A 15,834-nucleotide genomic window follows, 5' to 3' on the forward strand; every position below is an offset into this window, starting at 1 on the left:
GTAGCAACGATACGCGAAATCGAAGGGGACACCTATGCGGAAAATCGTCGTTTGGGAGTTCATCACGATCGATGGCGTGATTCAGGCGCCGGGCAGGAAGGACGAGGATACCGAGGGTGGGTTCGAGCACGGCGGGTGGACGTGGCCGTATCGGGACGACAAGATCCGCGAACGGGTGTTCGAGGTGATCGGACGGGGCGATACGCTTCTGCTGGGGCGCAAGACGTGGGAGATCCACGGCGCGTCGTTCGAGCCAATGGCCGACGACGACCCGAACGAGCCGGGCTTCAACCGGATGCAGAAGTACGTCGTCTCCAACTCCCTGACCTCGGCCGACGCCTGGCGCAGATCGACGATCATCAGCGGCGACGTCGTCGGCGCAATCCGTGAGCTGAAGGCGCTGGATGGAGGCGACATCCTCGTCCATGGCAGCAGCGTGCTGATCCAGACGCTGTTCGAGCACGGGCTGGTAGACGAGCTCAATCTGGCCGTCTACCCGATCGCGCTCGGCAGCGGGAAGAGACTGTTCGCAAGCGGCAAGCGGGTCAACATGAGGCTGGTCGACGCCACGCCAGTGCCGTCGGGCGTTGTCATGATGCGTTACGTGATGGACCGACCGGAATAAGGATAGAAGGCGCTCGCCCGTCCCCAGCGGGACAGGCGGGCGCCTTGCCGTGCGCGATGCTTATCCGACGGTCTTCACCATACGGGCAACCGCCTCTTCGAGGATCTCGGGGGAGGTGGCCATGTTGACCCGAACGTGGCCCTCGCCGCCGGCGCCAAAGGTGACACCGGAGTTGAACGCAACGCGGCCCTTCTCGAGGAAGGCAGCGGCAGGATCGTCGCCCAGGCCAAGGCTGCTGCAATCGAGCCAGGCGAGGTAGGTCGCCTCGGGCATCCGATAGCCAACAGTCGGCAGATGCGTCTCCAGCAGGTCGCCGAGCAGCTTGCGATTGGCGTCGATGCCGCGGATCGCAGCGTCATTCCAGTCGCGAGCGCTATTGAACGCCGCCGTGTGGGCGATCGATGCGATGTGTCCCGCGCCGTGGAAGCCCAGTGCCGCCAGCTCCTCGGCGGCATCCGCGCCGGCCAGGACCAGTGCGGCCTTGAAGCCCGCCAGGTTCCAGCCCTTCGAGGCTGACACGACCGCGAAGTCCGGCCCGGTATTGGCGACGCTCAGGTACGGCACCATCGTCGAGGTCGGCATGACCAGCGGGGAGTGGATCTCGTCGGAGATGACACGGACGCCGTACTGGCGGGCCAGGTTGGCGACGTTCTGCAACTCGGCGCGGGTGTGGACAACGCCGCTGGGATTGTGCGGGTTGCAGAGCAGGAACACTGCGTTCTTGCCGCCGGCGGTTGCCTCCTTGAAGGCAGCATCGAGGGCAGCCGAGTCGAGCCGACCCTCCGCATTGAGCGGCGCGGCGACGACCGGTCGGTCGAGCGTCTTGGCCACGCCGTAGAACGGCGGGTAGACCGCCGGCGTCAGGATGATCGCCGACTCCTCATCGCCGATGGCGCGGGAGACTTCACGGACGCCGCTCATCACGTCGGCTACCATCGCCGTCGCAGTAATGTCGGGCGAGTAGCCCCAGCGGTCGGAGGCGTACGAGGCATACGCTTCGGCGTAGCCGCGACCCCACGGATAGCCGGTGTCGCCGTTCGCCAACGCTGCCATCACCGCATCGACGATTGGCTGGGCGACATAGGCGTCCATCTCCGCAACCCAGAGCGGCAGCACATCGGTCGGATACAGATTCCACTTCGCGCAGGTCCGGGTCCGCAAGCGGTCCAGATCCAGATCGGCAAACGGGTTTGCCACAGTCGTCTGAAGGTCTGCCATCAACCGTCCCTCACTACTCCACGAGCACGCCCGATCGCGCGCCACGAAATCCATCGCCCAGTCATCGGGCGCGGCGAGATCCACCAAGCCGGCGCCGGGGCTCTCTAACCCTGTCCACATCGACAGCCAGCCGGCCGCGACTCTCCCACCACCCGCTATCCTAACGCTTTTCGCATCGTAGCCATACCCTGATCTGCGATGCCAGCCCAAAATCGCGTCCCACCCGCCGGCACAGCGCGCTATTAGCTCCGCTCGGGCCGCCCGACTGGCCCATCGATCGCGAACGCGCCGGGATCCGGCTTGTACGGACGGAGTAGCCAGAGCGGTCGACGCAGGTTGCCGGGGCCGGGGGCAGGGCGGGTGAGCGCCATCCAGCGCTTGTACACCTCGTGCGATTTGTTCGTGTCGACGACGATGTCGCCGTAGCGATCATCCGGGCCGGCCTTCACGACGCGAACCTTCTGGTGCCAGGCGTGCGCGCCGGAGATCGGGTCCGGCTGAACCGGGAACGTCAGGTTCTGATGCACGCCGGCGTCGCTCCACCAGATCTTCGACGAGTCCGGATCGCTGCTCTCGAACGGTCCGACTCCCTCCAGCTGACGCAGGCGGAAGACTCCGCCGCCGTCCTCGTCAATCTTCACCAGCGCGGACGACCAGCGCTCGTTGCCGGCCGCCGGAGCAAGCCGCCAACGGCCGAGATGGTGCGAGCAGGCGGCGACTCCGGGCCGCAATCCCTCGGTCACCCAGGCGCGGTCGACGAAGTGGCCGATCTCCGTCTCGATCCGCACGAGGTCGCCGGTCTCGACGCCAATCCGCTTCGCGTCGCTCGGGTGTAGCCAGAGCGGGTTGCTATGCGAGATCTCGTTCAGCCATTTCGAGTTGGCCGACCGAGTGTGAACCAGCGTCGGGATGCGGTAATTCGGCAGCAACACCATCTCCCCCTTCGCCACGTCGATCGTCTCCGGAGCGACATGGCTTGGGATGTGGACCGGGATCGCGTACTCCGGCCAGCCCCAGTCGTGGACGGTGCGCGAGAAGAACTCCAGCTTGCCCGACGGCGTTGGCCAGCCTCGTCGCGCCTCCCCATCGACCATCACGCCGACGGCGCGGCCATCGGTTGTCCCCGGCGGCATGCCGGGCATCGGCACCATGTTGGTCGGGTGCGGGCGCGGCGAGGGGCTCATGATGACGCCATTCTCGTCCGTGCGCGCGCCATCGAGCTCGGCGGCCGGCACCAGTTCGTCGAAGCTCCGGAACGGGCCTTTGCGAATCTCGAACGCGCTGTACTTGCGCATGTACTCCAGCGGAGTGAGGCCCTCTTTCGCCGCCTCCTCTGGCAGACCCGGCACCGAGTTTTCGAAGATCCAGCGGTAGTACTCCTCGACCGTCACCTTCCCGCCGGGTCGATATGGCGACTCGTAGTACTGCCGAATGCCAAGCGCGCCATCGGGATCGATCCGCCAGGACAGCTCGATCCAGAATTCGTTCTCTTCCCAGACCTCACCCGGGTTGGCATCTCGAGTGAGGTCGACGGCCTCACCCATGCGCTCCATCGCCACTCGCACGACCGGCTGGCGGAAGGCGATCCACTGCGCAGAGTGCGTCTCGTAGGAGATGGTGTCGTGGCGCTCCGGCCCATGGCCCATCGGCAGGACATAATCCGCGAACCAGGCGCTCTCGCTCCAGGTCGGGGTCAGGGCGGCGTGCAGGCCGACTTTATCCTCGTCGCGCAACGCCTCCAGCCAGGTGAAGCCGTCGGGGTTGGTCCAGAGCGGATTGTAGACACGGCTGAAGTAGACCGAGAGCTTGCCACGCCCCTCTTTGAGGAAGTGGGGCAGGAGGATACTCAACTCGTGGTGGGTGAGTGGAAACTCCTTGGGCCAGCTCAGCTCGTTCCAGACCTTCTGCTTGCCCGGCTCGGCGAACGGGCGAGGGACGAACTTGTTCCAGACGTTCGGCATCGTCCCGCCCGGCGCGCCAACGCTGCCGGTCAGAACGTTGAGGAAGAAGAGCGCGCGAGGGACGGACCAGCCGCCGAGATGGCCGGCCGCGGCGGCTCGCCAGTTGTGGGCGGCAAACGCCGAGCCGGCCCGGCCGATCTCGTGAGCGACATCACGGATCATCGATGCCGCCACGCCGCTCTCGGTCGCGGCACGGTCGGGCGTGTACTCGCCATAGATGTCCTTCAGCAGCTCGACGAAGCGATCGAACGTCTGCTCTTCGGCCGGGTGGACGACGCGCATGAACTCGTCCCAGTTCGTCCACTTGCGAACGAACTCGTGGTCGAACGACCCTTCCTGGATCAGGATGTTCGCCATCGCCAGCAGGACGATCGTGTCAGTTCCGGGAGCAGGGGCCATCCAGTAGTTGGCCATCGACGCGGTGTTGGACAGGCGCGGGTCCATAACGGCGATCTTCGCGCCCTTCATCCGCGCCTCGGTAATGCGCTGCGCGTGGGGGTTGAAATAGTGGCCACTCTCGAGATGCGCCGAGTTCAGCAGAATGAATCGCGCGTCGGCGTAGTCGGGCGAGGGCCGGTCAATACCCATCCAGAACGCGTAGCCGGTGCGTCCGCCAGAGGAGCAGATGTTGGTGTGCGAGTTATGACCATCGACACCCCACGACCAGAGGACGCGCTCCATGTAGCCATCCTCGCCAGGCCGGCCGACGTGATACATGACCTCGTTCTGCCGCCCGTCGGTCAGCGCCGCGCGGATGCGCCCGGCGATGTCGTCGAGCGCGGTGTCCCAGGTGACACGCTCCCACTGGCCGGAACCACGCGGGCCGCTCCGCTTCATCGGGTAGAGGATGCGCTCCGGGTCGTTGACCTGGTTGAGCGTTGCCGGGCCTTTGGCGCAATTCCGCCCGCGGCTGGCCGGGTGAAACGGGTTGCCCTCCAGCTTGCGGATCTGGCGCGTCTCCTTGTCGACGTAGGCTAGCAGCCCGCAGGCCGACTCGCAGTTGAAGCAGATTGTCGGCACGATCGTGTAGCGCCGTTCGATCCGCTCTGGCCACGCCTTCGCGTCCAGCTCGACCCAGTCATCCCACTTCTCGGGCGGCGGGAAGGCCGACAGCCCGGAGGTCTGTGACGGGACGAAGGGCTCGGTGACGGGGCGGGTTACGGGAGGGACCTCACCCCCCCGGCCCCCCTCTCCCGTGGGGAGAGGGGGGAGGGGGTTACGATTGTGGGTGCTGGTCATGGTGTTCTCCCTCGGTACGGGCTGTGCTCGCGATCGCCGCAAGCACGTCGGGCAACTGGTTTAGCACTCGGTCATTCGGGAAGCGAAGGACACGCAAGCCATGTAGGTTGATCGCTTCCTCACGGGCCTGGTCAAGCCCGGCCTGGGTGTCGTGGACGGGTCCGTCTACCTCGATCACCAATCCTGCGGCGTCACAATAGAAGTCGGCGATGTATCCGCCGATCACCTGCTGCCGCCGGAATTTCAGCCCGTCGAGCCGACCACCTCGAAGCGCCTCCCACAGCCACTCCTCGGCGGGCGTCATGGACTGCCGAAGCTCACGTGCCCGATCCCTCGTCCCGGACCTGACGTCCTGTCCCTTTATGATCCCCCGTGACATCCCATGCCCTCCTCCCGACCCCACGTGCTTTGCCCCATGACACCCCCTCTCCCCACGAGAGAGGGGGCTGGGGGGTGAGGTCCCCGCTCAGCTCAATGGCACGTCCTGCCCCGCGCTTACCCACATGCGCTCGTAGAACCACAGCCCCGCGAGCGCCGCGAGTCCGGCCAACGCGCCGAGCACAGCGTCAGCGCCGGTCAGGAACATCAGGGCGACGAGCACGAGCGGGACCAGCGCGCCAAGCAACAGGACGCCTTGGTAGAGAACACCCCGATATGGGCCGCGGGTGATCAGATCGATCGTCTTGCGAACGTGGGCGTTGACGTGCGGGACGCTGTACTCGAACAGGAGCAGCGCCGTCGAGATGGCAACACCGCCGGCCAGCACGCCACCGAGGACGCGCAGGTCATCACCCCCCGCGCCCAGCAACGCGCCGGCGACGAGCAGGATCGCCGCCCCGGCGACTCCGGCCTGCGCCAGCAGATGCGGCAGGGTTAGCGGCGACTGCCAGGAATCGCGCCCTTCGGCCTGGCCGAACAGGAACGCGGTGTAGCCGGCCGCTGCGGCAGCCAACGGGATCGAGAGCGCCATCAGCACATTCTGGGCGGCATCGAGATCGAGGAGCGCAGCGACGAGCCAGAGGAACGCAACCCCGCCGAACAGGCCGAGGATGTAACCGCCCCAGACCAGCCACGAGGTCGGGTTCGGCTTGAGCAACAGGAACCAGAACCGCTCCGGCCGCTTCAGATCGGCGATCAGAAAGATGGCGGTGAGGACGATGAACGCTATCGCCAGCACCGGCGCAGCGAGATCGAACGTGCTGCGGTCACCGGCCCAGCCGAAAAGCAGCAGTATTGCCGCGATCAGCAGCGCGCCTGCGGCAATTCCCTTTGTCCAGAGATACGTCGCCACCCGCCATCCCCACGGCTTCGGGTGGTGGACGTCGTAGACGACTTTCGTGTCACCGGGGCCAACCAGCGGCTCGTTGGCCTGCTTTGCCTCCTTCGGCCGGCCATCCGGCCGGATCTCGCCCCACAGGTAGGCGTTGTCCCACGACAGCGCCTCGGGGGTGAGGCTGGCGTCATCGGCGCCGAGGTAGAACAGCTTCGGTCTGGTGCCCTGCTCCGGCTTGCGGACCGATACGTTCTCGCGCGAGATCAGCTGGTGGATCTCGCTGGTTGGGTCGTCGATGTCACCTGCGATAATCGCCTTGGCCGGACAGACGACGACGCAAGCCGGCAGCAGGTTCTGGTCGACCCGATGGGCGCAGTAGTTACATTTCGCGGCCGTGTTGGTGAACGGGTCGATATAGATCGCGTCGTACGGACACGCTTGCATGCACGATTTGCAGCCGATGCAACGGCTCGCGTCGAAGTCGACAATGCCATCTGGCCGGCGATAGAGCGCCTTCGTCGGGCAGATCTCGATGCAGGGGGCGTTGTCGCAGTGGTTACAGCGCTCGACGGTGAAGAACCGCCGCGTATTGGGGAACTCCCCCTTCTCTGTGTACTTCACCCAGGTGCGGAAGACGCCGAGCGGCACTTCGTTCTCGGATTTGCAGGCGACGGTGCAAGCGTGGCAGCCGATGCACTTGCGATGGTCGATAACGAATCCGTAGCGCATTGCGATTGCCCCTCGTCTTCGCAGTCCGTTGCGTCAGTTTGCTCGCGGCGTGGGGGCATCGTCGCACGATCGCGCCGAATGCGATAGAGCGCCCGACGTTTACCGATGTCAGTGGTGGACCGGCGTCCATCAGACGCGTTAGCGGGTCAGCCGCGAGACCATGCTGACCATCTGAGCTACCGCCTTCTCCGGCGAAGGGTACTCGTCCGGGTTGCGCAGGCAGTGCAGGGCAAACTCTTCGAGCAGTTCGGTCGAGAGCGAGTGGCTGGCAGAGCGCATCGCGCTGATTTGCGTCATCACATCGCTGCAGTCGCGGCCTTCGTCGATCATCTTCTGAATGCCACGCGCCTGCCCCTCGATCCGCTTGAGGCGCTGGATCATGTCTTCGCGTATGTCGGCGTCGAGCCGATCGATCGATGGCATCGGCTGGGCGACTCCTATCGAATCTGATTCCTACCATACCCCTGTGGGGTATGAGTGTGTGAGATGTCCTCTACGATGTCAAGCGCGAAGAATCTCTCCCCACGTCCGGCCGGCGTGCGCGATGGATGGCGATCAGGCCGAGGCCGAATGTGCGGTACTGGATCTCGACGAACCCTGCCCGTCGCATCGTCTCCGCCAGTTCCGCGGGACTCGCGAATGCCGCGGCGGAGTCCGGCAGGTAGGCGTAGGCGTCCTTGTCACGGGCAATGATCTGGCCGAGCAGGCGCGCGACGACACCAAACCCGACGCTGAGCAGGTATCCGACGAGGCCGTCGCGGCGCGACGCCTCCAGGCAGACGACGCGGCCCCCGGGGCGCAGTACCCGGCACATCTCCCGAAACGCCTGCTCCTGGTCAGTGACGTTGCGCACGAGAAATCCGCTGGTCACACAGTCGAACGACTCGTCGGCGAATGGCAGCGCCAGTGCGTCGGCGACGGCGAAGCGCAGGTTCGTGACACCCTCGCGAGTCGCTCGCTCGACGGCGGGAGCGAGCATCTCCGGCACGAAGTCGACGGCGACGACCTCGCGAGCGCCGAGATGAACGAGCTGGCGGGCAATATCGCCGGTGCCAGCCCCGAGATCGAGCGCAACTGCGCCGGCCGGCTCGGCTGCGCGGGCCGCCACCCGTTTCCAGTAGCGATGCCTGCCGGCCGTCATCAGGTCGTTCAACAGATCGTAGCGGCCGGCGATCCGGGCGAACATCGACTGGACATAGATCGCCTTGTCCTCGAGAGGCGGGACGTGGGACGGATGGTGCGTGGGCGTCGGCATCAGCGGGGTTTCTCCTGCTCTTCAGCTACCGGAGGATCGCCAGGGCGATGCCAGCGGCGTAGAGGGTTCCGAGGACGAGGTGCAACCGGGCGATCCCTTTGACCGCCGGGTGGAGCGCCGCCGGCACAGCTGTCGACTGGAAGCGACGGATGATACCCGGGGCCAGTGGCAGCGACAGCAACGCGATGAGCGCTGTCCACGGCACGACGCGCGCGACGACGGCCGCGGCGATGACGACATACGCGCCGCCAAGCAACGCCGCCAGCACACGAATCCCCACCTGCCGGCCGGCGACGATGACCAGCGTCCGTCGCCCTTTCGCCGCGTCGCCGACCATGTCACGAATGTTGTTGCCCAGCAGAATTGCCGCGACGAGGAACGAGACTGGCAGCGCAGCGACGATGACAGCTCCGGTGATCGTCTCCATCTGAACATAATAGCCAAGCCCAACCAGCAGCAGACCCATCAGAACGAACACCTGCGCCTCGCCGAACGGTGTCCAGGCGATCGCCTTCGGCCCGCCGGAGTAGAGGAACGCGCCCAGCACTGCCACCGCGCCGACGGCGAGTAGCCAGGGCGAGACGGTCACAACCAGGTAGAGTCCCGACAGGAGCGCCAGCCCCAACGTCACCAACGCCCCGCGCAGGACGGCCTTGTCGGTCAGATGGCCAAGGACGATGCTGCCGGAATTGCCGACCGATTCGTGCGTGTCCAGCCCACGATGGAAATCCTCATACTCGTTGAGCATATTCGTAGCGGCCTGGATCAGCACCGAGCAGACGAGCATGGCGAGGAAACGGTCCACGAAGAACACGCCCTCCCAGGCAGCCAGCGCCGAACCGACCAGCACCGGAACGGCCCCGGCCGTCAACGTGAATGGCCGGATCAGCGGAAACCAGTTGGCGATATGTTGACGCACTCGCGCTCCCCCTGTAGCGTGCTCACACGGCGATGATGCCGCGCGACTCCACCGTAGAGTATGGCCCGTCGCGATCGCGGCTGACGAGGAGCAACGAGGACGATGTCGAATGAGATTCTGCGCGAACAGCAGACCTACTACAACGAGCGATCGGGTGAGTACGACGAGTGGTGGCTGCGCAAGGGTCGCTATGACCGCGGCGAGGCCGAGAACGCCATCTGGTTCGGAGAGCAGGGGGAAGTCCGTGCCGCATTCGCCGAATTGCCCTGGGGCGGCGATGTCGTCGAGCTGGCCGGCGGCACCGGCATCTGGACTCTCTGGCTAGCGCCGCGCGTCCGTCGGTTGACTGTGCTGGACGGCTCGCTGGAAATGATCGCCATCAATTCGACTCGAATGCGGGCCGAAGGGCATATCGGTCGTGTCGAGTATCGCCAGCTCGATCTGTTCGATTGGGCGCCCGAGCGGCAGTACGACGGCATCTTCGTCGGCTATTTTCTCTCGCACGTCCCGGCTGCGACCTATGATCGGTTTCTCGCGAAGATCGGCGCGGCGCTGAAGCCGGGCGGGCTGTTCGCGATGATCGACGGCCGGCGCGAGGAGCGATCGTCGTCGCCCGACCAACCACCGCCGCCGCCCGAAACCGAAGTCATGACTCGCCGGCTCAATAGCGGCCAGACCTACCAGATCATCAAGCGCTACGACGACCCGAGTCCGTTCACCTCCGCGCTCGACCAGGTTGGCATCGACGCCGATGTCCGGACGACCGCAACGCACTTCATCTACGCGACAGGGCGCAAGCGCTAGCATCTCGCCGCTATCCGACGTGGACACGGTTGACGCATGCCTGATTGCGCCGGCCACGTCCACGCGCCCACCAGACTCCCACGTGCGCGGTACGTAATCCTTCGTACCGCGCAATACACAATCATGGCCTTCGTGATTACGTGAATCTCACGATGTCACGCTGTGTCTTGCCGCCTACTCTCAATGCATCGATACGGAACCGCATCGCAAGAGAGCCAGAAAGGGGCAAGACGATGCAATCAACGACCAGCCACCCGCAACGGCACGTCGACATCCGCCACGTCCGGTTCGCAGCAGTAGTCACCGGGATCCTCCTTGCCAGCCTCATCCTGATCGCTGTGCGTCGCAACGCAGACACAACCGAGCCGATCCTCGTTGCGCCGGCAGTGACAGCGCCCATCGCTGGCATGCCCAGTAACACCGCCATGACATTCGAGTCAATCCGCTTCCTCGAGCAGAACACCTACCTGCCAGACGGTACTGCCGCGCCGGCCACAGACTACTCGCTCGACTGGAAGCGCTTTGTGGGGGCTAACAGCGTCATCGGCGCCCGGACCGACCCGATTATTTCAATGGGACGCCAGCGCTTCATCGACGCGAACACCTACCTGCCGGGCTACACAGACAAGCAGTCCAGCCAGACACTGAGCGGAGACGAGATCCGCATGCTGGAGCAGAATCTGTATCTACCCGGAGACGGCAACGGATACGTGAACTTTGAAACGCCGCCGCTTGCGACCGTCGATCACTCGGATCTCAAAGCCTATTTCTCGGATGGTCTGGGCCAGGGCTGGGTCCCAAACGGCAAGCCAACCATCGCCTCAGACATTACGGCCAGCCGGGGACAACGCGGCGCCGCGTCGCGACGCTAGTGCGAGCGCCAGGCGCCACCGACGACACCCGTGGACAATGACGTCCGCGGGTGTCGTCGTGTTGGCTGGCGCGCAGTCGCGCGATGGCGACGTCGGTGACCCGTCAGTTAGCGCGCTGTCTGGAGATCGAGCGCGCAGCGACTGCTAGTGGTCGCGACTTGGCTGATGCTGATCGCCCAGCCCGCGACGGAACATCTCCGGGCATCGCGTCTCGCGTCGTGCCGATCTGGTTCCACTGGGATTCGGAACGTCCGTGGCCTTCACTTGCCGCGGACGTTGTCGTTGGCACGAGTTTCGCAACTGTTGCGTTGCGGATCACCGGGAAGTCCGGTACCCTCCCCGTCGGATGTCCGACCGGGAAGCCGACTGAATGAAGGAGGACAGCAATGGCAGGAACCACCAAGACAGCGAACGTCACCTGGGCTGGCGGTCTGTTTGATGGCAAGGGGACGATCAACAGCGTCGGCAGTGGCGCGATCTCGAGCCTCGGCGTCAACTGGAAGAACCGCGCTGAGGCCGAGGAGGGCACCAGCCCGGAGGAGCTGATCGCGGCCGCCAACGCGGCATGTTTTGCGATGGCCCTCTCGGCCGGCCTGGCTGGCGCCGGCCACGCGCCGGAGAAGCTCGACGTCACCGCGAAGTGCACGTTCGGGCTCGACGGCGGGCCGAAGATCACGACGATGGATCTCCATGTCGTCGGCACAGTCCCTGGCATGAGCGCCGAGGCGTTCAAGGAAGCCGCCGCTGGCGCTGGCGTCAACTGCCCGGTTTCGTCCGCGATGAAGGGCAACGTCACCTTCAACGTGACCGCCGAGCTCGCCTAGCACCGTCTTGCTTCACATCCCGCGATAGTGGCAAGGGCGAACCATGTGTTCGCCCTTCGTCATTCCCGTCTCATGCCGGCGCTACCGCGCTGAGCCGCCTGCTCGGATATCATCGCCCGAGTCGTTGAACGCGCGGCACCGACGGGAGCATTGACCAACTATGGAACAGCCGAACTTCGCGGAATTGCACTATCTCGCGACAACAGCCGAGTGGCGCCTCGACCGCTACTACACCTGGGACCTCATGACGGAGCTGCTCCGCGGATGGGTCGCGACGTGGCCGAGCCTGGCGACGATGTCGAGCATCGGAACGAGTGGCGAAGGACGAGACATCTGGGTCGTAACCGTCACGAACCAGGCGACTAGACCCGATCACGAAAAGCCGGCCTACTACATTGACGCCAACATCCACGCCGCCGAGGTCATGACATCGTCTGTTGCGCTAGCCACGATCCATTATCTGCTGACCAACTACGAACGAGATCCCTCCGTGCGCCGGCTCGTCGATGAGACCACCCTCTACGTCGTTCCGCGTATCTCCGTCGATGGCAGCGAGCAGTTCCTGACCACCAGCGAGGCAGTGCGATCCTCAACGGTTCCGTTCCCGGCCAACCTGCCAGAGTCCGCTCACGAAGGGCTCGAGCCGCAGGATATCGACGGCGATGGGTTGATCGGGTCGATGCGGATCAAGGATCCGGCGGGACCGTGGAAGGTCTCGGAACGCGACGACCGCATCATGCTCCCACGCCGGCCAGATGAGTACGGTGGCGAGTACTACTTCGTCCTTCCCGAGGGACTGATCCGCAACTGGAACGGCGGCAAGATCGCGCTCGCGCCATCGCGGTCCGCGCTCGACTTCAACCGCAACTTCCCGGTGGACTGGCGGCCCCACTGGGAGCAGGCCGGATCTGGTCCCTACCCGCTCAGCGAACCGGAGACAAAGGCGGTCGCCGACTTCCTGCTATCTCACCCGAACGTCCACGGCGCGCAGCTTCACCACACCGCTGCGGGCATGATCCTGCGCGCCTCGGCACGGTACTCCGACGAAGAGATTCCCCGGCTTGACCGTCGCGCCTACGACGCCATCGGCGCGATCGGATCGGCCACGACCGGGTTTCGCTGCTTTTCTCCGTTCCACAGCAATCCCTACCAGCCGGGCAAGCCGTCGTTCGGCATCGAAAGCGACTGGCTCTACGATCACCTCGGAGTCCTCGCGTTCATGACCGAGCTCTGGGGTCTGGCGCACCGCGCGGGCATTACATGGGACAACTACATCGAGCTGGAGGACGCGCGAACCGAGGAGAGCGATCGCCAGATCTTGCGTCTGCTCGACGAGGAGGCTGATGGACGTGGCGTGGTTCCCTGGAAATCGTTCGACCATCCTCAGCTTGGGCCGGTCGAGCTGGGAGGGTTCGAAGAAAAGTTCGGCCTGATGAATCCGCCCGGACCACTGCTACCCCGCGAGATCGAGCGCGCCGTGCCGTTCGCCATCGGCGCGATGGGTGTCGCCCCACGGCTCCGCGTCATTGATAGCGGGACGGAGCAGATCGCGGCGGACGTCTGGCGTGTCTGGGCCATCGCTGGCAACGAGGGCTTCCTGCCAACCTGCGGCAGCGAACGCCACCGCGACTCCGGCGCGAGCCGACCGCTAACCGCCGAGATCTCGCTCCCACCTGGCGCGACACTGCTGCCGGGCAGCGCTCCGGCTACGCAGGCGCTGGAGCATCTGGCCGGCCGAGTCAGCCAGCACACCAGCTTTCACTTCTCCGCGCGTTATCCCAACCTGAGTCGCGGCCACGTCGAGTGGCTGGTCACCGCGCCAGACGGCACGAGACTCGAGATCGTTATCCGCGGCGAGAAGGCGGGTGTCTGCCGGGCAGCAGTGACGGTAGGCGCGACATCGTAAGAGGGAGGGCCGCGAGCGGGGGATCGGGCGCGGCTGCCGCGGACAATCCCCGCTCGCGTGATCGACCTGCGGTGCGCTGGCCGCTTACTTGAACTGCGGCATCACGTCCTCGATAAACACCTCCAGCGCCTCCCAGTCCACCGGCGGGCGGAACGCGATATTGAGGGCCGTGACGCCGGCCTCCTGATATTTGGCGATCCGCTCGGCGACCTGGGCGGGGCTGCCGGCCAGCTGGCCCGAGGGCGTCTGGTGCGGCGTCTTGCGCTTCATCTCCTCGTCGGCCGCGCGCATCACCTCCGGGTCGTCGGACGCGGCCATGAAGAAGCCGAGCTGGGTGGCGAGCTTCACCTCGGCCGGGTCGCGCCCTTCCTTCTCACACCACTCGCGAAGCACGCTTGCCTTATGGGTGAACGCGCCTGGCCCGACGTAGGGGATGTTCCAGCCGTCGGCATACTTCGCGGCGATCCGTGCTGTGCGCTTCTCGCCAAGTCCGCCGATCCAGAGCGGCACGGTGCCTTTGACCGGTCGCGGGCTGATGTACGCATTGGTGAAGTCGAAGTACGCGCCGTGGTGATCCGTGACCTCCTGATTCAGGAAGCTGCGCATCACCTGCATGCCCTCCTCAACCATGTCGAGCCGCTGCTTCTGTGGGGCGAACTCGTAGTGAAATGCCTTGAATTCGGGCTCGTGCCAGCCGGCTCCCATGCCAAACTCGAAGCGTCCACCGGACAGGTGATCGATCGTCACCGCCGACTTGGCCAGCAGGCCCAGGTTACGGAACGGCGTGGCAAAGACCATGCAGCCGAGCTGGATGTTCTTCGTCTCGCTGGCCAGCGCGCCAAGCAACGCGACCGCTTCGAAATGCGGGTCCTCATCGCTCGTCGCGCAGTAGAAGTGATCCCAGATCGAGAGCCACCCGAACCCGCGCTCATCGGCCAGCGTCCACAGCCGGCGAAGCTCCTCGATCGTGATGTTTTGTTGGCCGACGTGGATGCCGAAGATGATACTCACCTGCGCGTCCTTTCATTCTCCGATCAGTCGCCCGGGCATCGTAGCCGCGTTCGCCCGGCTGTCAACCTGGATAGTCGACCGCAGTGATACTGTCAGCCTTGGTGGGGCCACTGGTTCTGTCATTCAGAGCGGAGCGAAGAATCCGTCCCTCCTCGGCGGCAGCGAACGAGCGCGGGGAAACGGATCCTTCGGCTGAGGCCTCAGAGGGCTGTCAACGCCAGACTGTCAAATCGGTAGCCATCCCTGACGCCTGTCATCTTGAGGTCGCAACCGAAAGATCTCCCCCAGGCATGTGACAGTCCAACGCAGGAGAGATCTTTCGCGTGCGCGCTCAAGATGACAGGCCACGGGGGTGGCTGCCGCGCCAACGTATGTGCCACTTTGACGTTGACGACCTATTGAGTGGGTTGTCAACGCCTAACTATCCGATCGGCAGCCTGCCCTCCCTTTGTCATCTTGAGGTCGCAACCGAAAGATCTCCCCCAGGCATGTGACAGTCCAACGCAGGAGAGATCTTTCGCGTGCGCGCTCAAGATGACAGGCCACGGGGGGTGGCTGCCGCGCCAACGTATGTGCCACTTTGACGTTGACAGCCTACTCAGGATGACAGAGAACCGGGAGGCTGCCGACCTGACATATTCACTGTGGTCGACTACTGGAGACGCCTCAGCCGGTGATCACGAGCCACTGTCGCTCGTCGAGCAGCTCGCGCGTGGCATCGAGATGGCCGGCGTGTGTGGCCGTCTCAGCGATCACATGCAGGACGATCTCACGCAGGCTGCCGAGGCGGAAGTCGCCGAACAGTTCACCCGGCCACCAGGCCGGCGGGGCATCTGGAGCGGTAGCGGCGACGATCGCATTCGCCAGCTCCGCTTCACGACGATAGCGGGCGAAGATCGCTGAGGCCGGCACATCCGACCCGACCCGCCAGGGGTCGGGAGTTGTCTCGAGTCCGGCGATGATCGCCGTGTCACCGGCGACAACGGCGCGGAACCAGAATCGCTCGACATCCAGCGTGAGATGCTGGACCAGCCCGAGGCAGGTCCAACCTGATGGCAGCACTGGCTGTCGCAGTGCGTCGTCGCTCAGGCCCTCCAGGATGCCGAGAACGTGGTCTCGTTGCGCGTCGAGAGAGGCAAGCAACGCCCGGATCTCCGGGTCGACTATCGACTGTGACATACCAGCTTCCCTTCGAGTA

Annotated in this window: 14 protein-coding genes; 5 read left to right on the plus strand and 9 right to left on the minus strand. The window is 65.0% G+C overall.

Annotated elements, in window-relative coordinates:
- The first annotated feature begins 34 nt into the window (after nt 1-34).
- On the plus strand, nt 35-625 hold the full coding sequence (locus tag V9F06_13010) for a dihydrofolate reductase family protein (protein ID MEI2618527.1): 591 nt from the start codon (nt 35-37) through the stop codon (nt 623-625).
- A 60-nt stretch (nt 626-685) separates the two neighbouring features.
- Here V9F06_13010 and V9F06_13015 read toward each other — a convergent pair whose 3' ends face one another.
- The 7 genes from V9F06_13015 to V9F06_13045 all read right to left on the minus strand — a co-directional run bounded on the left by V9F06_13015 (nt 686) and on the right by V9F06_13045 (nt 9,219).
- On the minus strand, nt 686-1,843 hold the full coding sequence (locus V9F06_13015) for an aminotransferase class I/II-fold pyridoxal phosphate-dependent enzyme (GenBank protein MEI2618528.1): 1,158 nt from the start codon (nt 1,841-1,843) through the stop codon (nt 686-688).
- A gap of 242 nt (nt 1,844-2,085) precedes the next feature.
- Nucleotides 2,086-5,043, minus strand: coding sequence for a molybdopterin-dependent oxidoreductase (locus V9F06_13020; GenBank protein ID MEI2618529.1), 2,958 nt, complete (start codon nt 5,041-5,043; stop codon nt 2,086-2,088).
- Nucleotides 5,021-5,422, minus strand: coding sequence for a DUF559 domain-containing protein (locus V9F06_13025; protein MEI2618530.1), 402 nt, complete (start codon nt 5,420-5,422; stop codon nt 5,021-5,023). Before V9F06_13025 ends, V9F06_13020 begins: the two co-directional genes overlap by 23 nt.
- Before the next feature lie 87 nt (nt 5,423-5,509).
- Nucleotides 5,510-7,045 carry a 4Fe-4S dicluster domain-containing protein gene (locus V9F06_13030; protein ID MEI2618531.1) on the minus strand — a complete coding sequence of 512 codons (1,536 nt, stop codon included), beginning with the start codon at nt 7,043-7,045 and terminating at the stop codon, nt 5,510-5,512.
- 138 nt (nt 7,046-7,183) lie between these two features.
- A complete protein-coding gene (locus tag V9F06_13035; protein ID MEI2618532.1) occupies nt 7,184-7,468 on the minus strand; it encodes a metal-sensitive transcriptional regulator in 285 nt (94 codons plus the stop codon).
- Nucleotides 7,469-7,538: 70 nt separating this feature from the next.
- Nucleotides 7,539-8,300 (minus strand): ubiquinone/menaquinone biosynthesis methyltransferase, encoded by a 762-nt coding sequence (locus V9F06_13040; GenBank protein ID MEI2618533.1) that lies wholly within the window; start codon nt 8,298-8,300, stop codon nt 7,539-7,541.
- 25 nt (nt 8,301-8,325) lie between these two features.
- Complete coding sequence (locus V9F06_13045) at nt 8,326-9,219, minus strand: 1,4-dihydroxy-2-naphthoate polyprenyltransferase (protein ID MEI2618534.1); 894 nt, start codon at nt 9,217-9,219, stop codon at nt 8,326-8,328.
- A 102-nt stretch (nt 9,220-9,321) separates the two neighbouring features.
- On the opposite strand from V9F06_13045, the gene V9F06_13050 reads away from it, so the two are divergent.
- The 4 genes from V9F06_13050 (at nt 9,322) to V9F06_13065 (ending at nt 13,625) form a co-directional block, all read left to right on the plus strand.
- Entirely contained in the window at nt 9,322-10,023 is a 702-nt protein-coding gene (locus V9F06_13050) for a class I SAM-dependent methyltransferase (GenBank protein ID MEI2618535.1), read from the plus strand.
- A 233-nt stretch (nt 10,024-10,256) separates the two neighbouring features.
- Nucleotides 10,257-10,895 carry a hypothetical protein gene (locus V9F06_13055; GenBank protein ID MEI2618536.1) on the plus strand — a complete coding sequence of 213 codons (639 nt, stop codon included), beginning with the start codon at nt 10,257-10,259 and terminating at the stop codon, nt 10,893-10,895.
- Nucleotides 10,896-11,281: 386 nt separating this feature from the next.
- Nucleotides 11,282-11,719, plus strand: coding sequence for an OsmC family peroxiredoxin (locus tag V9F06_13060; GenBank protein ID MEI2618537.1), 438 nt, complete (start codon nt 11,282-11,284; stop codon nt 11,717-11,719).
- 160 nt (nt 11,720-11,879) lie between these two features.
- Nucleotides 11,880-13,625 (plus strand): M14 family metallopeptidase, encoded by a 1,746-nt coding sequence (locus V9F06_13065; GenBank protein MEI2618538.1) that lies wholly within the window; start codon nt 11,880-11,882, stop codon nt 13,623-13,625.
- 84 nt (nt 13,626-13,709) lie between these two features.
- On the opposite strand, the gene V9F06_13070 is transcribed toward V9F06_13065, so the two are convergent.
- Both V9F06_13070 and V9F06_13075 read right to left on the minus strand, forming a co-directional pair.
- On the minus strand, nt 13,710-14,636 hold the full coding sequence (locus V9F06_13070; protein ID MEI2618539.1) for an LLM class flavin-dependent oxidoreductase: 927 nt from the start codon (nt 14,634-14,636) through the stop codon (nt 13,710-13,712).
- A gap of 666 nt (nt 14,637-15,302) precedes the next feature.
- Nucleotides 15,303-15,815, minus strand: a complete 513-nt coding sequence (locus V9F06_13075) for a DinB family protein (protein MEI2618540.1) — start codon at nt 15,813-15,815, stop codon at nt 15,303-15,305.
- Nucleotides 15,816-15,834: the final 19 nt, after the last annotated feature.

The organism is Thermomicrobiales bacterium, assembly GCA_037045155.1.
GTDB lineage: Bacteria > Chloroflexota > Chloroflexia > Thermomicrobiales > CFX8 > JAMLIA01.